Origin of the sequence: Asticcacaulis sp. YBE204 (genome assembly GCF_000495855.1) — a bacterium.
Taxonomy (GTDB): domain Bacteria; phylum Pseudomonadota; class Alphaproteobacteria; order Caulobacterales; family Caulobacteraceae; genus Asticcacaulis.
The window spans coordinates 282883-300575 of sequence record NZ_AWGF01000004.1 but is presented as its reverse complement, the minus strand read 5'-3'; the positions used below and the strand labels follow the sequence as shown (position 1 = coordinate 300575).

The 17693-nt window shown below is 61.9% G+C and carries 16 protein-coding genes; 7 read left to right on the top strand and 9 right to left on the bottom strand.

Features of this window, described 5'->3' with window-relative positions; all coding sequences use genetic code 11:
- Positions 1-52 precede the first annotated feature (52 nt).
- The 4 genes from AEYBE204_RS28470 to AEYBE204_RS28455 are packed head-to-tail and all read left to right on the top strand — an operon-like array spanning position 53 to position 2432.
- Positions 53-337 (top strand): DUF2282 domain-containing protein, encoded by a 285-nt coding sequence (locus AEYBE204_RS28470; protein ID WP_023461874.1) that lies wholly within the window; start codon positions 53-55, stop codon positions 335-337.
- A gap of 20 nt (positions 338-357) precedes the next feature.
- Positions 358-1203, top strand: coding sequence for a DUF692 domain-containing protein (locus AEYBE204_RS28465; RefSeq protein WP_023461873.1), 846 nt, complete (start codon positions 358-360; stop codon positions 1201-1203).
- Positions 1196-1993 carry a DNA-binding domain-containing protein gene (locus AEYBE204_RS28460; protein WP_023461872.1) on the top strand — a complete coding sequence of 266 codons (798 nt, stop codon included), beginning with the start codon at positions 1196-1198 and terminating at the stop codon, positions 1991-1993. The genes AEYBE204_RS28465 and AEYBE204_RS28460 overlap by 8 nt, the downstream gene beginning before the upstream one ends.
- A complete protein-coding gene (locus tag AEYBE204_RS28455; protein WP_031230290.1) occupies positions 1971-2432 on the top strand; it encodes a DoxX family protein in 462 nt (153 codons plus the stop codon). The genes AEYBE204_RS28460 and AEYBE204_RS28455 overlap by 23 nt, the downstream gene beginning before the upstream one ends.
- A 123-nt stretch (positions 2433-2555) precedes the next feature.
- Here the strand turns inward: AEYBE204_RS28455 and AEYBE204_RS28450 are convergent, their stop codons facing one another.
- From AEYBE204_RS28450 to AEYBE204_RS28440, 3 genes are all read right to left on the bottom strand, one after another.
- Positions 2556-3116 carry a thymidine kinase gene (locus tag AEYBE204_RS28450; protein ID WP_023461870.1) on the bottom strand — a complete coding sequence of 187 codons (561 nt, stop codon included), beginning with the start codon at positions 3114-3116 and terminating at the stop codon, positions 2556-2558.
- Between the two features lie 58 nt (positions 3117-3174).
- Positions 3175-3591, bottom strand: coding sequence for an Rrf2 family transcriptional regulator (locus AEYBE204_RS28445; RefSeq protein WP_023461869.1), 417 nt, complete (start codon positions 3589-3591; stop codon positions 3175-3177).
- A 91-nt stretch (positions 3592-3682) separates the two neighbouring features.
- Complete coding sequence (locus tag AEYBE204_RS28440) at positions 3683-4867, bottom strand: patatin-like phospholipase family protein (protein ID WP_023461868.1); 1185 nt, start codon at positions 4865-4867, stop codon at positions 3683-3685.
- A gap of 216 nt (positions 4868-5083) precedes the next feature.
- On the opposite strand from AEYBE204_RS28440, the gene AEYBE204_RS28435 reads away from it, so the two are divergent.
- On the top strand, positions 5084-5749 hold the full coding sequence (locus tag AEYBE204_RS28435; protein WP_023461867.1) for a hypothetical protein: 666 nt from the start codon (positions 5084-5086) through the stop codon (positions 5747-5749).
- A 49-nt stretch (positions 5750-5798) separates the two neighbouring features.
- Here the strand turns inward: AEYBE204_RS28435 and AEYBE204_RS28430 are convergent, their stop codons facing one another.
- From AEYBE204_RS28430 to AEYBE204_RS28405, 6 genes are all read right to left on the bottom strand, one after another.
- Positions 5799-6689: an SIMPL domain-containing protein gene (locus AEYBE204_RS28430; protein ID WP_023461866.1), complete on the bottom strand. Its 891-nt coding sequence runs from the start codon at positions 6687-6689 to the stop codon at positions 5799-5801.
- Between the two features lie 18 nt (positions 6690-6707).
- Complete coding sequence (locus AEYBE204_RS28425; RefSeq protein WP_023461865.1) at positions 6708-7631, bottom strand: SIMPL domain-containing protein; 924 nt, start codon at positions 7629-7631, stop codon at positions 6708-6710.
- Position 7632: 1 nt separating this feature from the next.
- On the bottom strand, positions 7633-8523 hold the full coding sequence (locus tag AEYBE204_RS28420) for an SIMPL domain-containing protein (protein ID WP_023461864.1): 891 nt from the start codon (positions 8521-8523) through the stop codon (positions 7633-7635).
- Positions 8524-8580: 57 nt separating this feature from the next.
- On the bottom strand, positions 8581-9486 hold the full coding sequence (locus tag AEYBE204_RS28415; protein WP_023461863.1) for a tetratricopeptide repeat protein: 906 nt from the start codon (positions 9484-9486) through the stop codon (positions 8581-8583).
- A 198-nt stretch (positions 9487-9684) separates the two neighbouring features.
- Positions 9685-10236 (bottom strand): tetratricopeptide repeat protein, encoded by a 552-nt coding sequence (locus tag AEYBE204_RS28410; protein ID WP_023461862.1) that lies wholly within the window; start codon positions 10234-10236, stop codon positions 9685-9687.
- 133 nt (positions 10237-10369) lie between these two features.
- On the bottom strand, positions 10370-13669 hold the full coding sequence (locus AEYBE204_RS28405) for a DUF2126 domain-containing protein (RefSeq protein ID WP_023461861.1): 3300 nt from the start codon (positions 13667-13669) through the stop codon (positions 10370-10372).
- A gap of 335 nt (positions 13670-14004) precedes the next feature.
- On the opposite strand from AEYBE204_RS28405, the gene AEYBE204_RS28400 reads away from it, so the two are divergent.
- Positions 14005-15930, top strand: coding sequence for a class II glutamine amidotransferase (locus AEYBE204_RS28400; protein WP_023461860.1), 1926 nt, complete (start codon positions 14005-14007; stop codon positions 15928-15930).
- Between the two features lie 257 nt (positions 15931-16187).
- The gene (locus tag AEYBE204_RS28395; RefSeq protein WP_023461859.1) at positions 16188-17645 is read left to right on the top strand and encodes a circularly permuted type 2 ATP-grasp protein; all 1458 of its coding nucleotides are present in this window, start codon (positions 16188-16190) and stop codon (positions 17643-17645) included.
- Positions 17646-17693: the final 48 nt, after the last annotated feature.

Sequence of the window (17693 nt, the reverse complement as noted above, 5' to 3'; positions counted from 1 at the left end):
AGCATGGCCGCCCGAGGGGCGAGACCATTCAACCGCTGCAAGGAGATCGATAATGACCCATCTGAAAACCGGCCTTAAGACGGGCATGGCCGCCGCTGCCGTTCTGGCGCTCGTATCGGGCGCCGCCATCGCCGCCGACAAGAAGCCGATGGAAACCGAAAAGTGCTACGGCATCGCCAAGGCGGGCCAGAACGACTGTAAGGCAGGTGCCGGGACCACCTGCGCCGGCACGTCCAAGGTCGATTACGACGGCAAGGCGTTCAAGTCCGTCGCCAAGGGTACCTGCGTCACGATCAAGACGCCGAAGGGCATGGGCTCGCTGACGCCCAAGGCTTAAACCTTACCCGGAGCCTCGACATGCCCCCTTACCCGACCGCCGGTATCGGCCTGAAGCCCGAGCATTATGCCGACGCTGCCGACGACCGGCGGGACGGGCTGTGGTTCGAGGTGCATCCGGAAAACTACATGGTGGATGGCGGGCCGCGTCTGGCCTGGCTGGAACGCATACGCGCCTGTCATCCCCTGTCTCTGCACGGCGTCGGCATGTCGCTGGCCGCCGATGAACGCCCCGATACAGGGCACCTCGGGGCCCTGAAACGACTGATCGACCGCTTCCAGCCGTTTGTGGTGTCCGAGCATCTGGCCTGGTCGAAGCGGCGGGGGACCTATGCCCCCGATCTTTTGCCGTTCCCCAGAACCAGAGCCGCCCTCGACCGCATCGCCCGGAATATCGATCAGGCCCAGTCCGTTCTGAAGGTTCGCCTGCTGATCGAAAACCCTTCGCTCTACATGCCCTTATCCGGGCATGAGATGGACGAAGTCGAGTTCCTGACCGCGCTTGTGCAAAGCACCGGCTGCGGGCTTCTGGTCGATGTCAACAATGCCTGTATCAGCGGTTATAATCTGGAGTACGACGCGGCGCAGTATCTCGATCGGCTACCGGCGAAAGCTATCGGCGAAATCCATCTCGCCGGGCACGACGCCGATCCAGGTCGCAGCCGGATGCTGATCGATACCCACGCCTCGCCCGTGTCAGAAGGCGTATGGTGCCTCTATGACCGGCTGATCCGCCGCATCGGCCCGCGCCCGACCCTGATAGAGCGCGATGACCATATTCCCGCCTACGACGTTTTGATGACCGAGCGCGACCGCGCCCACCGGCGTCTGATCGATGAATACGTACAGGGTCCGGCCCATGCCTGAACCGGATCTCTTTCTTGACGCCTTTACGCAAGCCCTGTCCGGCAATGACGATGCCTTGTTGCCGTGGTGGCCCGACCGCACGCGGGGTCGGGAAGGCCTGCGTGTCTATCGCAATACGGTGGCCAAGGGGCTGTCGGACGCCATCATCGCATCCTACCCCACCGTCGAGAACGTCGTGGGTGCGGAGTGGCTGCGCGAAGCCGCCCACCGGTTTGCACGAGATGCCCCGCCGGTGTCCGGCGTCCTTGTCGATTACGGGGCAGCCTTCCCGGACTGGCTGGACGATTTTGCGCCGGCGCAGCCGATGCCGTTTCTACCCGGTCTGGCGCGGCTCGACCGGATGTGGACCGAAGCGCATCTGGCGGCGGATGCCCCTCCATTCGATCCGGAAGCTTTACTGGCCCTGTCGGCGGAACGCTTCGATGAAGTCCGGCTGTCGCTTGCGCCTTCGGCCCGGCTGGCCCGTTTCGCTACGTCCCTGCCGGACCTCTGGCAGACTTTGCGCTTTCAGGCGCCTGCCGACGCGCTGGAACTGGACGATGACCCGCAGTCCATCCTGATCTGGAGGCCTTTCAACGGGGTCAGGGCCAAGGTTCTCTGTCCGGCGGCGGCGGCCTTCCTTGACGCCTGCCACTGCGGCGACAGTCTCGCGCAGGCGGCGGCATCGGCCCAGACCTGCAACCCGACCAGTGACCTGTCTCAGCTATTTGCCGACCTGATCTCGCTCAGCGTCTTTACCACACTCACTCCCCTTGAGGACACGCATAATGACCGCGCCCGCTTCGTCTAAGCCCACAGCAATGGCCCCTGTAAATGCCTTGGGCCTCGCATTTCAACGCCGTATTCCGGATGATTTCATTTTGCTGACGAGCCGGATCGCCGCCGCCAGCATCTTTTTCCTATCCGGACGAAGCAAGGTCGATGGCGTCCTGCATATTACCGACGGCACCTATGCCCTGTTCCGGGACGACTATCGCCTTCCTCTGATTCCGCCGGACATCGCGGCGCATCTGGCGACCTACGCCGAACACGTGTTTTCGATTATGCTCGTGCTTGGGCTATTCACCCGGTTTTCGGCGCTGGTCTTTCTCGGCATAACCGCGGTTATCGAAATCTTCGTCTATCCCGACGCCTGGCCGACACATCTGAGCTGGGCGGCTCTATTGCTGCTGCTGATAGCTCGTGGCGGCGGATACTGGAGCCTTGATCGAAAATTCGGAATCGTCTGAAGTAACCGAAAACCTAGTCATACAGCCAACCTGACGGGCGGCTTCGGATGGCATCCGCCACCATTCTTCCCTATGAAAATATACAAACTTTCCCGTACTTGGGATCAGTTTCACGCGAATGGGCTATCCGGCGTCGGTCAGCCTGACCCAGTGGCGGTTGCAGCGGGCCTCGTAGATATCGGAATGGCCGAGGCGGATTTCCTCGTCGTCCTGCACCTTCTTGAACGACTTGAACGCCGGTTGACCGCAGACCGAACAATGCGCCGTGAGCTTGATCACCTCGTCCGCCATGGCCATCAGCATGGCCGTGGCGGGAAAGGGTTCGCCCTTCCAGTTGGTGTCGAGCCCCGCCACCACCACGTCGCGACCATTGTGCAGCAGGTCCGACACGAAGACCACCACATCGATATCCATACCGGCAAAGAACTGTACCTCATCGAGGCAGACCATCTGTGCCTCGTGCGCCAGACCGGTCACGTCGGAAAAACGGGAAATGGCCTTGGCCCCGGCCGACAGACCGTCGTGCGAGACCAGTTCGGTGTCGGAATAGCGGTTGTCGAAGGCGGTTTTAAGGACCAGCACCTCCTTGCCTTCGCCATTGCGCGCCCACAGGATGCGCTTGAGCAGTTCCGTGGTCTTGCCGGCGAACATCGGCCCGCAAATCGCCGTCAGCTTTCCATACATGTGAATCACGCCCCGTGTTTACAGGTTTGGCGTGCCCCATTTCAAAGCTGAGTTCAAGTCACCCGCGCGGGAGCGGATCGGCCAGGGTCGAATTTTCCAGCACACGCGCCAGCGCATCACGCGCCGCCAGCAGGATCAGGCGCAACTGGCAATCGTCAGGCGTCGGGCAGTCTTCGCAGCGCGCATAGGCGGTACGGCTGGCGCATGGCGTCAGGGCCAGAGGCCCGTCGATCAGGCGGATCAGGTCGGCGATGGAAATCATGTCGGTCGGCTTGGCCAGAGTGTAGCCACCCGAACGTCCGCGCTTGGATTGCAGCAGACCTTCGCGACGCAGTTCCAGCAGGATGCCTTCGAGGAAGTGCAGCGGCGCGCGGATGCGTTCGGCCAGTTCACCGGCCTGAATCGTCTGGCCCAAAGGCAGGCGAGCCATTTCCTGCATGGCGCGAATGGCATATTTGGCGCGCTGGGACAGCATGGGCGTAAGGCGTAATCCGGTGATTATGGCGCGGGTTCGCGCCCGCACAGCTTGTTATGACCTCATGAATACACGGAGTCTGTTATAAAATCTATAAATCTTGACCTTGTGATGTGTCTTTGAAGTCGTAGACGCGGATGCCGTCCTTTTCCGGCGGCGGTTCGCGCCACACCTTGTGCGTCATGGCCCGGTCCGCATCGGCCTGACCGGCGGCCCAGTGCTCGTTCATCGTCACGCGTGAAAATTCGTAGTCTTTCGATTGTCCATGATCGCCGGATTCGCTGTTGATCAGATGGACGATACTGACACGAAAATGCGCCGCACGGGCATAGCAGCGGGCAATGGCCGGATCGACGCGGACCTCCGGCGGCAGGTGCTCGTACATGGCCCGGATAGCCTGCCGCAGCCGGTAGCGTTCCAGAAAGGCGTCGGTATTGAGTCGCGTGCGGCTGGAATAGGTGATGTCCTTCACCCGGCCATAGACCTCGTCCAGCGTCTTCGGCATCTCGCCGCGCGCCGAGAACAGGTCCATCTGAAAGACCAGCGTGTCGCCGTCCAGGCCCGCCGGGGCTTCGTGCAGGACATAGGTCAAAGGCGTGTTCGATACCACGCCGCCATCCCAGTAGGGTTCGCCGTCGATGGTCACTGCCGGAAAGCCGGGCGGCAGGGCCCCGGACGCCATGATGTGTTCGGGCGTGATCGTCCGGTCGTGCGTATCGAAATAGACCGAATTGCCGGTCAGAACATTGACCGCCCCCACGCTCAGGCGAATCTCGCCATTGTTCAGGCGATCAAAATCGACATGCCTGAGCAGGGTCTCGCGCAGGGGCGAAATGTCGTAGAAGCTGGTTTCCGACGGCATCGACCACGGCGCGAAAAACGGCGATATCGCCGCAGGCCGGAAAAAACCCGGCACGCCGTTGATGGCGCTCAGATAGCCGCTCCATTGCCGGAACCCGGCCTTGAGCCACGGATTGAGGTCGGAAAAGGAATCGCTGGGGAAGGCCGCGGTTATCTGAGTCCAGAAGGATTTCAGCTTCGCCGCCCGCTGTTCCGGCGGATTGCCTGCGATGATCGCCGCATTGATCGCCCCGATGGAGACGCCGGCGACCCAGTCAGGCTCGATCCCGTGTGCCTGAAGCCGCTCATAGGCCCCGCCCTGATAGGACCCCAGTGCGCCGCCGCCCTGAAGCACCAGAACCGTCTGGTCGTAGGCGATGGCCGGACCCGTTGTGTCGCGCGTTTGACGTTTCGGCTTTGCGGCGTGGGTATCCATCGGGCTTAAACTCCGTACTGTATCATAAAACCCACACTAATGCTGCCCTTACAAGCCGCAAACGCTTGCGACGCATATTTTTTATAAGGGTAGGCCTAGTTTCGGCCTTAGTACGTACCAGCGTTCGCCTGGATTAATCTTTTGATCAGGCTTTTGCCCGAAAGTGGCCCCGCTCGCTTCTTACCTGAAATTTTCCCCTCTCTGGAGAGACCCCGCATGCAAATCCGTACCCTCGTCCTCACCGCGGCCCTGACCGGCCTGATGGCGACCGCCGCTTCGGCTCAGGACAGCGCCATCGCCGTCGACGTCCACGGCGGCACGACCGGCATCGGTATCGGTGCCCGCTATCAGGTGTCGGACTCGATCGTCCTGCGCGCCGATTACGACAGCCTGAAGCACTCGGACGGCTTCTCGTCGGACGGCGTCAACTATAATGGCGAAATCGAATTCAAGCCGTTCACCTTCGCCGTCGACGCCCACCCGTTCAAGAACTCGTTCTTCCTGTCGGCGGGCTACGTCATGGGTGACCGTAATATCAAGATGGATGCCCGTCCGGCCAACAACACCCAGATCGGTACCGTGACCTATACCCCGGCTCAGATCGGCACCCTGCGCGCCAATGCGGATATGGGCGACGGTGCGCCGTTCATCGGCCTCGGCTTCGACAATACCTTCCACAGCAATAGCCGCATCACCTTCCGCTTCCTGGCGGGCGCGGTGCTGGGTGACGAGCCCTCGGTGACCCTGACCTCGGACGGTGCCTTTGCGACTCAGGCCGCCTATCAGGCCCAACTCGAAATCGAGCGCAAGGAACTGGAGCAGGACGTCAAGGACGTGAAAACCTGGCCGGTGTTGCAGGTCGGCCTGAGCTACAAGTTCTAATCAGGCGTCTGTCTGAACGGATAAACCCCGCCTCACCGGCGGGGTTTTTTCATTTCAGGCCGTAGACGACGCAGGTCTGGGTCGTGATGCGATAAAGCGGCGGCGTTTGCAGGAAGACGTTGGTATCCGCCTTCATCTCCAGACCGGCCACGCGGCTTTCCGCCACGCTGGCGTCGGGGAAGGCTCCGACGTCCTCAGCTACGGCGCTATCCATCACACCGCGATACCCGGCCCGCGCCCCGGTCACGACCACTTCACTGGCACCAGGGACGTACTCGGCTTCGGGCTTTTGCCGTCCCAGCAAACTACCCTGACAGGCGCGGCCCGTCGGGTCAATCATCCGCACCGCCCCCACCTCTACCCCCAAGGCCTGCGCCGCTCCCTGTGCGCGCTCTAAGGCATCGCGTCCGGCTTCGGACAGCAGCGTCGTCTTCACCGCATTGTCGGCCTCAAGCCGGAAATTCAGTCGGCTGACCTGAGTCGGCGACGCGGCCAGAGCCAGCGCATAGACGCGCTCCAGCACACTCAGGTCGCGCACCTCGACTTCGATCGACAGATTGGCCTCGTAGCCGCGAATCTTGTCGCCGCGTTCGTTGTCGACCATTTCGCCATCGACCTTGTACTGCTGGTACAGCGCCTGCATGTCGAAGCCGGTGGTAATGCGCACCACGCCCACGCCCTGCTTTCGCAAGGATGTCATCAGCGGCGTCGCCTGAGCGATAGCCAGATTTTGCGCGTCCGCCGCCGTCTTGCCCACACCGCGGAAGGTGGCGGTAAAGGTGGCACGATTGGCCTCGACCTCGCGCTCGGCATAGCCGATCTGCGGCAGGACCGGGCTGGTCGCCCACCACGGCGCGGCGTCGAAGCGCGGATCGGCGGTTTGGGCTGTTGCAGCCCCGGCCATCAGGCCAAGTGCCATCGTCAGGACCGCATAGCGCATGTCCGTCTCCCTGTTTGTCTATTTGAGATCGTAGATGACGCAGGCCTTTGTCGTCACCCGGATCAACGGCGGTGACTGGATGAAGGCATTCTCGGCAGCACGGGCTTCCAGCGACGGTCCCATGCCCGGCGGCGATGCGTCGGCGGCAGATTTTTTGCGCGCCATCGAGGTTTGCAATTTCGGGCCTTCGTCCTCATCGTCACCGACCGGTGTCGCCCGTCCGAGAATATTGGCCGTACAGGCGCGCCCCGTCGAATCGATCAGGCGCACCGGCCCCAGACTAAGCCCGTTGATCTGCGCCGCCACATCCGCCCGCGCCCGGGCATCGGCCATAGCCGCGCTGAACAGACGCGCCTTGGTCGCATTATCCGTTTGCAGGCGGAACAGTACGGGCGTCGATCCGCTCGGCCCGGCCGCCAGCACCAGCGCATAGGCGCGTTCCAGCACACTCAGATCGGTCACATCGACCGTCAGGCTCAGGGTCGCGTCATAAGCTTCGATCTTGTCGCCGCGCTGATCCTCGACCTTCGTACCGTCCTTGTTCTTATACTGCTGATAGCGCGCGCGCATGTAGAACGAGGTTGTCACCTTGACCTTGTCCGCCCCCAGTTTGCGCAGAGCTTCGGTCAGGGGGGCGACCGGCTTCATGGCCAGGGCCTGCGCCTGCTCGACCGTCTTCGCCGTGCCAAGAAACGCGCCGGTAAAGCTGGCGCGGTTGGCCTCGATCTCTTCCTGCACAAAGCCGGTTTGCGGGATGATCGGATGATCGACCCACCACGGTGCGCTTTCGGTCTTCGGCTGAGGCGTCAGCTTGATATCGGGGATGACCGTCTCGACAGGCACGACGATGGCAGGCTTCGGTTTGGGTTTCGGCTTAGGCCGCGCGGCAGCCTCCGCCCCGCCGGCCACAAGGACCAGCGGGATCAGGAAAAGCGCTTTCATATCAGTTCAGGCCATAGACGACACAGGCCTGCGCCGTGAGCTGGCTCAGCGGCGGGGCCTGAATGAAGGCGTTCTGCGCCGCCTTGGCTTCCAGCATCTCGACCGGCGAGGCACTGGCGGGCGGCGGCGGGGGTGGCGGTGCCGGAGGGGGCGGCGCATAGGCGGCATTGCCGCGGACGACTGTATAGGCGTCGGCGTCCTGACCGTCGGAGGGATAACCGCGCGCCAGAATATCGGTCTGACAGGCCCGGCCGGTCGGGTCGATGACCTTGACCTTGCCCAGCGTCGCGCCCGCCGCATCGGTGGCCAGCTTCGCCCGCCGCGCCGCGTCCTTGACCGCTTCGTTATAGAGCCAGGTCTTGGTGGCGTTATCCGGCTCCAGCGTAAAATAGATCTGCTGCGACGAGGTCGGCGACGCCGCCAGCACCAAGGCATAGGCGCGTTCCAGCACGCTCAGGTCGGTGACCTTGATCGAGAGTGTCATGGTCACCTGATAGGATTCGATCTTGTCGCCGCGCTGATTCTCGATGCGGTTGCCGTCCTTGTCGCGGTACTGTTCATAGAGCGCGCGCATCGAGAAAGACGTATTGACGCGCACGGCATCCTTGCCCAGCTTTTTGAGCGCATCGGTCAGGGCCTTGGTTTGCCCGACGGCCTTGGTTTGGGCTTCGTCGGCGGTCTTACCCACCGCCAGGAACGAGGCCGAGAACGAAGCGCGGTTGGCTTCGATTTCGGTGCGCACGAAGCCCGTCTGGGTGATGACGGCGTCCTTCATCCACCACGGGGCCTTGTCATAGGCAGAGGCATTGTAATTATTGGTGGTCTGGGCCAGCACCGGCTGCGCCAAAAGACCAAGACCAGCGACGGCCAGAATGGCGAATGATGTACGCATGTTACCCCTCCTGAAAATCATCGTTATAGGTTAGGCTGACCGCGCATTGCGGCGCTACTATGACTTCACCGGCTTAAAAGCGTCGGCGCGTTTTTTACCCTCGGCGATCTGGTCCGGGGTGAGCTGACGTTCGAGATAGAATACCGCGTCCTGACCGTCGCGCTGGCCCAGACCGCCCTTATCCTTCGCGGCTAGCGATGCCCATTTATAGGCCTCCGCCGGGTCTTTTTCCACGCCGCGGCCAGCGAAATAGAGGAAGCTCAGGCGCGCCTGCCCCTGCGAATTGCCAGTTTCCGCCGAGCGCGTATAGTAGTCGCGCGCCTTGGACAGGTCGCGGTACTGCTCGCTGAACAGATAGTGCAACTCGCCCAGATAGTAGAGCGCCTCGCCGTCACCCTTCGCCGCCGCTTTTTCCAGCCAGTGTACGGCCAGCGCCGGTTCGAAGCCGGTGAAATACATGATGCCGATCTGTTTCTCCGCCGCCGTATCGCCGCGCTCGGCGGCCTTGAGAAGGCCCTCGCGCGCCTTGTCGAGGTCCGGCTCCGTGCTGCCGCGCCCGGTCAGGTAGAACAGCGCCGCCTTGCGCTGGGCCTCCGGCGACTTGGCCGAGGCCTGTTCGTACAGTTTCAGGGCCTTATCGCGATCGGCTTCGCCCTTGCGCGTATTATAGAGATCGCCTAGCGCCAGCTGCGCCTCGGTATGGCCGCCCGTCGCGGCCTTCGCGTACCATTCGATGGCACGCGCCTCGTCATCGACGCCGCCGCGCCGCTTATCATAGGCGACGCCGGCATAGTACTGCGCGGTGGCATCGCCCGTGCGCGCCTTGACGTAGGTGATCCATTCATTTTCGCCGGACGGCCCGGTCTTGCCCGTAAAGAACACGACGGCCAGCGCACCGATGATCAGGACCAGCGGTACGATGATGGCCAGATACAGACCGGCGGACTTTGGTTTACGACGCATGGTATCCCCCCATAAATTCCCTTTCGGAGTCATACCTTACCCTCAGCCGGATGCAAGCCTAGAGCTTGATGATGTTGGGTAGCAACATCATCAAGCTCTAGTTTTGTTTATCGCGCATTTGATTCCAAAACAGCGTTCGGCGTAGCCAAAACCGCTGCACACTTTTCGGAAACGAAGTTCGGCGCAAGCCAATGCGCTCTATTGCAGCATCCCTTCGGCCCTCGCCCGATCTTTAGCGGCGATGCGGCCTTTGAGGTTTTCCAGCCCCAAGGTTGCCGCGCTATCCTGCTGACGGGCGGCACGGCTATACCAGACGTAGGCCTGCGCCGGATCGGCCTTCACCCCCATACCGTGCTCATAGGCATAGCCCATGCGGAACTGCCCGATGGAGCTGCCGGCTTCGGCGGCGCGGCGGTTGTAGACGAAGGCCCCTTTCGACGCATTGTCGTCGTCATAGCCTTCGCCGAGCACCAGAAGCGCAGGGACATGGTTCTGATCGGCGGCTTTACGGTAATAGAGGTAGGCGGCGGCGGGGTCGCGCGGCCCGCCCTCGCCGCGGTCGCACATCCCGGCAAGGCGAAACTGCGCCGCCGCATCCCCCGCATCAGCGGCGATCTGCGCCGTCAGTCGCGTGGCTTGCAGGTCTTCGGGACGGACTTCGGCGGGCAGATCGTCCATTAGCGGCGCACTTTGCGCCATCGCGCCGCCGCTCATGAACAGGCACAGGCCGGTGACAAGGATCAAACGCATGGCTTCCCTCCCCTTTTCAGGCCTTGAAGCTAACACGCGTTACGCGAAATCCATTCTTACAAAGGTTGTAAGCGTTTATAAGTTTAAGTCGCGCATTTAATCCAAAAACCGCTTCGCACGGATTGGCATGCGCTTATACCTTCCGCCGCAAATCCAGCGTCATCGGATAGTCGGGATTAAGGATAAGCGGCGGCGGGCGCAGCTTGCCCGGCGTATGGGTCGGGCTCTCAAAGCGCGACAGACGGCGGCCCTCGGCTTCGTTGGCATTGAGCGGCAGGGTGTCGTAGTTGCGCCCGCCCGGATGCATGACGTGGTACTTGCACCCGCCGATCGACCGCTCCAGCCGCGTATCGATGACGTCGAAGCGCAGGGGCGTATCGACCGGCAATTGCGGATGCAGGGCGCTGTACGGCGCCCAGGCCTTATAGCGGACGCCAGCGACCTGAATGTGGGCTTCGCGCGTCGGATGCAGCGGCAGGCGACGGCCGTTGCAGGTGACGATGTGCTGATCGCCGACCGCGCCGGAGAGAATCACCTCCAGCCGCTCGACCGAGGAATCGACGCCGCGCGACGTGCCGCCCGCGCTTTGTTCTTCGCCCATCACCGGCCACGGCTCCAGACCGGCCCGCAACTCCAGCTTGACCGAGCCAATCTGCACCGTCCCCAGCGACGGGAAGCGGAAGTCGAAGAAGGGAATGAACCAGTCGGGGCTGAAGGCGTACCCGTTGCTTTTCAGGAAGCTTAAGACCTCATGCAGGTCTTCGCGGACGTGATGCCCCAGCATGAAACGGTCGTGCAGTTGCGTCCCCCAGCGGACCAGCTTGCCGGTATAGGGCTTTTTCCAGAACACGGCGATCAGGGCGCGGATCAAAAGCGTCTGGATCAGGTTCATCTGCGGGTGCGGCGACATTTCGAAGCCGCGCATTTCCAGCAGCCCCAGACGCCCGCGATCGGAATCGGGGCTGTACAGCTTGTCGATGCAGAACTCGGCGCGGTGCGTATTGCCGGTCAGGTCGATCAGCAGGTTGCGCAGCAGCCGGTCGACCAGCCACGGCGCGGCCTCGGATTGCCCGTCCGGCAGGTTGTCGAGCGCGATTTCCAGTTCGTAGAGCGACTCGTGGCGCGCTTCGTCGATACGCGGGGCCTGCGACGTGGCGCCGATATAGAGGCCGGAAAACAGGTAGGACAGGGCCGGGTGGTTCTGCCAGAAGCGGATCATCGAGCCCAGCACGTCCGGGCGTCTTAAAAACGGCGAATCGACTGGCTTTTGCGCGCCCATGACGATGTGATTGCCGCCACCGGTCGCCACGCGCTTGCCGTCGATCATGAACTTGTCGGCGACCAGACGGGATTGCGTAGCCTCGTCATAGACCGTGGTGATGATGTTTTTCAGCTCGTCCCAGTCGCGCGCCGGCTGGATATTGACCTCGATGACGCCGGGGTCCGGCGTGACGCTGAGGGACTCGACGCGGTGGTCGCGCGGCGGGCCGTAACCTTCGATAACCACCGGCATTTTCAGATGCGCGGCGACGGCTTCGATGGCGTGGATCAGGTCGAAATAGTGCTCGGCATAGACCATCGGCGGCAGGAAGAGGAACAGTTTGCCGTGGCGGACTTCGGCGCACAGGGCCGATTTGAACAGGCCGTTGTCCCCCGCCGAAGCCGCCGCCACGGGTTTCGGCTTGGCGATTTTCGCGGCATAGGCGCTCACCGCTTCGGCGGCATTCGGCAGGGCTTCGGTCGGGGCGAACGGCGAGCGCGGCGGGAAGAAGTGCGGGGCCTGAAGCGCCGGATCGACCGTCGGCAAGGCCCCCAGCGGCAGGCGCAGACCGACCGGCGAATCGCCGGGGATCAGCATCATCTTGTCGGTGCGGAATTTCCACGCGTTCGACATCCAGCCGTTGCGTTTCGCCGAATAACCGAGCGGCAGGACGTAGCCCGTGGGCGTGCCGACATTCTTGTCCAGTTGCGCCTGAAGCCGCTTGCGCTCGGTCGCCTCGTAGAGGTCGGCCTTGAGCATCTCGCCTTCCAGCGGTATGCGCTGCTCCTTCCACAGAAGGTAGGGAATGTCCTCATAGGCGTCGATGACGAGGTCTTCCGAGAGGCCCAACGCCTTAGTCAGGGTCGTCAGAAAGGTCTTCGCCGCATCGGATTTCAACTCTGCCTTAGCTTCCGGGTCCGCCAGCAAACCGGCATCAAGCCACAGGGGCTGTTTGTCGAGCCGCCAGAAACAGTTCATCGCCCAGCGCGGCAGGATTTCACCGGGATACCACTTGCCCTGCGCGTGCTGTGCCAGAGCTCCGATCGCAAATTTCGACGACAACCGCTTGAACAGATCGTAGCCGAGTTTCTTCTTGTTGTCCGACAGGGCGGTAAAGTGCCACTCGTCGCCAGTTCGGTCGTCGAGGCTGACAAAGGTCGGCTCACCTCCCATGGTCAGGCGCACATCCTGCTTGACCAGAGCCTCATCGACCTTGTGACCCAGCGCGTCGATGCGCTTCCATTCGCCGTCGGTATAGGGCTTGGTAACGCGGCGCGATTCGTAGATGCGCGTCACCGACATGTCGAAATCGAAGGTCGAATCGCACGGTTCGCGCGCCCCGGTGATCGGCGCCGCCGAGGTCGGGTTGGGCGCGGCACACAGCGGGATATGACCCTCGCCGGTGAACATCCCCGATGTCGGGTCGAGCCCGATCCACCCGGCCCCCGGCAGATAGACCTCGTACCAGGCGTGCAGGTCGGTTACGTCTTCGGCCACTCCCGACGGACCGTCGAGCGATTCGACGTCCTGCTTGAGCTGGATCGAATAGCCCGACACGAAGCGCGTCGCGAATCCCTTGTGGCGCAGGGCCTGACAGGCCAGCCACGCCATGTCGCGGCACGAGCCCTGAAGCAGGTTCAGCGTCTGGGCCGAGGTCTGGATACCCGGCTCCATGCGCAGCGTGTAGCCGAGGTCGCCGTTGAGTTTCTGATTGAAGGCAACGAGGTAATCGACCGTCCCCCATTTCTCACCGTTCGGCTTCACGTCGGGAACCGAAGAGACGTACTGCATCAGCACGTCGTCGAATTCCTTGATCTCCAGATAGGGGGCCAGTTCGTCCTTCAGCGCGTCCGAATAGCCGAACGGATAGAAGCTGGCGCTGTCCTCAAGGAAGAAGTCGAACGGGTTGAAGACGCGGATCTCCAGCACCAGATCGACCTCGACCTTGAAATGGTTAACTTTTTCCGGAAAGACGATACGCGCCAGCCAATTACCGAACGGGTCCTGCTGCCAGTTGATGAAGTGGTTTTCCGGCGAAACCTTGAGCGAATAGGACTGAACATGCGCCCGCGTATGCGGGGCGGGACGCAGCCGGATCACCTGCGGCCCCAGCGTAATCGACCGGTCGTAACGGTATTCGGTAACGTGGTTCTGCGCCGCCAGAATGGTCATTTAGTATTCGCCTTGAACTTGCTTATACCTCCCTGCCTTTGGCGAGGAGGGGGACCGCGCCCGTCAGGGCGTGGTGGTGGGGTGTACCTTTACACGATCCGCGCATGTTGCAAGCGGCGATAAGGCACCCCACCACCATTTGCTCCGCAAATGGTCCCCCTCCCCGCGCAATGCGCAGGGAGGTATGAAATAAAACGAACTTAGGACCGGTTTCTCCACAAAATCACGTCACAGAGCTGTAACGAACGTGAAAAAAATGTGTAACCTTGTGATGAGCGTTATGATGGACATGGCCCCATGAGGGCTTAGTCTGGAGTTGAGTGAAAGGACGCACCTTGTTCAGCGATATTTCGAGCGATATCTTTGCCTTCTCGTTCGACGGCCTCTCGTCACCGGTCATCGACCTGAAGTTCCGCACGGGACCGCAGAAGGGCGACCACACACTGGGCTGGGGTCTGGCCTGGTATCCCGCCGACAACAAGGCCGCCATGGTCGCCAAGGACCCCGCAGCCAAGGACACCACCTCCCTCAAAGGCGCGATGAGCGACTGGGAAGGCTTCCGTTCGACCGTCTTCTTCTGCAAGGTGCGCGGCGCGGCGTCGGGCTATACCCACCTCGAAACCCAGCCCTTTACCCGGTCGTTTGCCGGTCAGGACTGGGTCTTCATGCACAATGGCAACCTCGACAAGGAAGCCATCAAGAAGCTGCATCACAATACCTCGATCTTCCTCGAACCGCTGGGACGCACCGATTCGGAGCTGGCGCTGGTCTTCCTGCTGGGCAAGATTCAGGATTACGGCGCGCGGACCCTGGCCGAAATCGATCACAACATCCTTTTGAGCTGGTTCCTGCAATTGGACGACCTCGGTTCCGCCGACATGTCGATCTCGGATGGGGTGACGGTCGCGGTCTTTTACGGCACCAATTCGCAGGCGAGCCTCTACTACAGCCGCCTCAAGCCGCCGCACGACACCGCCGGTTTCCAATCCGATGCGGCTTCGTTTTCGCTGAACAATCCGCGCGACACATTCCGCACGGCCTTCGTCTTTGCCTCCTCGCCCTTCAAAAGCGGCGACTGGACCCCGATGCAGGGTGGCCAGCTGATTATCGCCCGACGCGGCGCCATGGTGTGGACCAACAAGAAAGACCCGCTGCCGAAGCTGCCGTTGCCGCCGACGCAGCGTCCCGAATCCACCGCTGCCGGATCGCCGATCCTGCAAGGCGGACCGCTGGAAAAGATCACCGAACGCTCGGCCCTGTTCGCCAGCGTGCAGGCCCAAAGCCAGCAGGCATCGATCGTCGCCAAGCTGTCGCAGATGAGCCACGTCCAGCAGAACGTGATCAATGCCAAGTCGATCACCCACGCCGCCGACGGCACGGCCCTCACCTACCGGCTTTACGATCTGGTCCATTCGACCGAATATACCTACGAAGAAGCGGTCGAACACTCGACCCACACCTTCCGTCTGCTGCCGGTCGAGGATCAGGTGCAGGAGGTCATCCACTCGACCCTGACCATCTCCTCCGAGGGCGAAGACGTGCGCTTCGAGGACGTCTTCGGCAACCAGAATATCCACTATTCGATCATCAAGCCGTACAGGCAACTGACCGTCTCGTGTCGCTCGCTGGTCAAGATCTTCGGTCAGGCGCCCGACGACTACGCCTCGACGCGGCGTCAGGCCAAGCTGCCCATGTCGTGGATGCCGTGGCAGCTTCAGGTCATGGAACCCTATCTGCTGCTGCTGGAAATGCCGGAAACCCAGATTTCGGAGTTGCTGCTCTATGCGCGGTCGTTCGCCGAACGCAACGGGCAGCACCTGATCGACACGCTGAACGACATCAACCTGACCATCTATCGCGACTATCAGTACGTGCCGGGCTCGACCTCGTTTTCGACCACGCCGTTCGACGTCTATGCCTCGCGCAAGGGGGTCTGTCAGGACTTCGCCAACCTGTTCATCACGCTGGCCCGCCTGCTCGGCGTCCCGGCGCGTTACCGGATGGGCTACATCTATACCGGCGCCAATTACGAGAACAAGATCCAGTCCGACGCCAGCCACGCCTGGGCCGAGGTCTATATCCCGTATATCGGCTGGCGCGGCTTCGATCCGACCAATGGCTGTCAGGTGGCGCAGGACCATATCCGCGTCGCCTGCGGCCGCAACTATCGCGATGCCACTCCCACGTCGGGGACCATCTACCGCGGCGGCGGCAAGGAAGGTTTGCGCGTTCAAGTGACGATGAACGAGGTCTTCCTGTGACCGCGCTTCTCTTTTCATACTCCCCCGGCGTGCCGGGGGAGGTGGATTTTTCACCAAAGGTGAAAAAGACGGTGGGGGGCTCGCATAGGAGCTTACTGAACCGTGCCTACGGCGTCTTGCGCATATCGAACGGTCCCACGGACCCTTCGATTGCTCACCCCACCACCGCATCTAGCGCTTCGCGCGTCGTGCGGTCCCCCTCCCCGGCACGCCGGGGAGGTATAAGAATGTAACGAATTTACCGAGGGGATAGCACCGTGAGCCTGGAAAATTATAAAACCGACGGGTTCTTTGACGAATTGTTCGAAAGCGACGGCACGCCCCACACGGCGGCGGCGGCCCTGATCGAGCAGCTTGACGCCCTCAGTCGCGCCGATCTGAAACGGCGGCAAAAGACGGCGGAGGACATCCTCTATCAGTCCGGCAACACCTTCAACGTCTATGGCGACAAGAAGGGCACCGAGAAGATCCTGCCCTTCGACATCATCCCGCGGCTGGTCTCGTCCGCCGACTGGGAGCGTCTGGAAAAGGGCATCGCCCAGCGCATCCACGCGCTGAACCTGTTCATTCAGGACATCTATAACGACCAGAAGATCATCAAGGACAAGGTCGTCCCGGCTGACATGATCTTCTCCTCGGCCTGCTATCTGAAGCCCTGCGAAGGCCTCAAGCCGCCGAAAGGCGTGTGGACGCACATTTCCGGCACCGACTTCGTGCGCGCCGGCGATGGCGAGTTCTACGTGCTGGAGGACAATCTGCGTTGCCCGTCGGGGATTTCCTACGTGCTGGAAAACCGCGCCGTGCTGAAGCGCATCCTGCCCAAGGCGTTCCAGACGCTCAAGGTCCGTCCGGTGTCGCACTATGGCGACCACCTGTACAAGACGCTGAAACACATCGCGCCGGATGGCAAGGACGATCCCGTCATCGTCGTCCTGACGCCCGGCATTTATAATTCCGCCTATTTTGAACACGCCTATCTGGCGCAGCAAATGGGCGTGCCGCTCTGTCAGAATTCCGATCTGCTGGTCGAGGACGACATCGTCTATATGCGCACCACGCGCGGGCTCAAGCAGGTCGACGTCATCTACCGCCGCATCGATGACGAGTTCATCGACCCCACCGTCTTCCGCAAAGACTCGCTGCTGGGCGTCCCCGGTATCATGAACGCCTACCGCAAGGGCAATGTGGCGCTGGCCAATGCGCCGGGCACCGGCATCGCCGACGACAAGGCGATCTATACCTACGTGCCGAAGATCATCAAATACTACCTCGGCGAAGAGGCCATCGCCCAGAACGTCCCGACCTATATTTGCGAGGACGACAAGGAGCGCGAATACGTGCTGGCCAATCTCGACAAGCTGGTCGTCAAGGCGGTGAACCTGTCGGGCGGCTACGGAATGCTGATCGGGCCGAAATCGACCAAGGCCGAGCAGAAGGAATTCGCTGCCCTGATCAAGGCCGCGCCGCGCGACTATATCGCCCAGCCGACCCTGTCGCTGTCGCGCGCGCCGACCCTGATCGGCAACGGCATCGAAGGCCGCCACGTCGATTTCCGCCCCTACTCGCTCTATGGCGAAGAAATATTCACCCTGCCCGGCGGTCTGACGCGCGTGGCGCTGAAAAAAGGCTCGCTGGTGGTCAATAGTTCTCAGGGCGGCGGCTCGAAAGACACCTGGGTTTTGGGCGAAGGCGAAGAGTTCGGGGGTGAGGCATGAGACCGTTTTGCTTGGCCCCCTCTCCCCGTGGGGGAGAGGGTTGGGGTG

Bases quoted from the DNA above. Each gene is read 5' to 3' on its own strand.
- AEYBE204_RS28470 (WP_023461874.1), top strand. From the start codon at position 53: ATGACCCATCTGAAAACCGGCCTTAAGACGGGCATGGCCGCCGCTGCC.
- AEYBE204_RS28465 (WP_023461873.1), top strand. From the start codon at position 358: ATGCCCCCTTACCCGACCGCCGGTATCGGCCTGAAGCCCGAGCATTAT.
- AEYBE204_RS28460 (WP_023461872.1), top strand. From the start codon at position 1,196: ATGCCTGAACCGGATCTCTTTCTTGACGCCTTTACGCAAGCCCTGTCC.
- AEYBE204_RS28455 (WP_031230290.1), top strand. From the start codon at position 1,971: ATGACCGCGCCCGCTTCGTCTAAGCCCACAGCAATGGCCCCTGTAAAT.
- AEYBE204_RS28450 (WP_023461870.1), bottom strand. From the start codon at position 3,116: ATGTATGGAAAGCTGACGGCGATTTGCGGGCCGATGTTCGCCGGCAAG.
- AEYBE204_RS28445 (WP_023461869.1), bottom strand. From the start codon at position 3,591: ATGCTGTCCCAGCGCGCCAAATATGCCATTCGCGCCATGCAGGAAATG.
- AEYBE204_RS28440 (WP_023461868.1), bottom strand. From the start codon at position 4,867: ATGGATACCCACGCCGCAAAGCCGAAACGTCAAACGCGCGACACAACG.
- AEYBE204_RS28435 (WP_023461867.1), top strand. From the start codon at position 5,084: ATGCAAATCCGTACCCTCGTCCTCACCGCGGCCCTGACCGGCCTGATG.
- AEYBE204_RS28430 (WP_023461866.1), bottom strand. From the start codon at position 6,689: ATGCGCTATGCGGTCCTGACGATGGCACTTGGCCTGATGGCCGGGGCT.
- AEYBE204_RS28425 (WP_023461865.1), bottom strand. From the start codon at position 7,631: ATGAAAGCGCTTTTCCTGATCCCGCTGGTCCTTGTGGCCGGCGGGGCG.
- AEYBE204_RS28420 (WP_023461864.1), bottom strand. From the start codon at position 8,523: ATGCGTACATCATTCGCCATTCTGGCCGTCGCTGGTCTTGGTCTTTTG.
- AEYBE204_RS28415 (WP_023461863.1), bottom strand. From the start codon at position 9,486: ATGCGTCGTAAACCAAAGTCCGCCGGTCTGTATCTGGCCATCATCGTA.
- AEYBE204_RS28410 (WP_023461862.1), bottom strand. From the start codon at position 10,236: ATGCGTTTGATCCTTGTCACCGGCCTGTGCCTGTTCATGAGCGGCGGC.
- AEYBE204_RS28405 (WP_023461861.1), bottom strand. From the start codon at position 13,669: ATGACCATTCTGGCGGCGCAGAACCACGTTACCGAATACCGTTACGAC.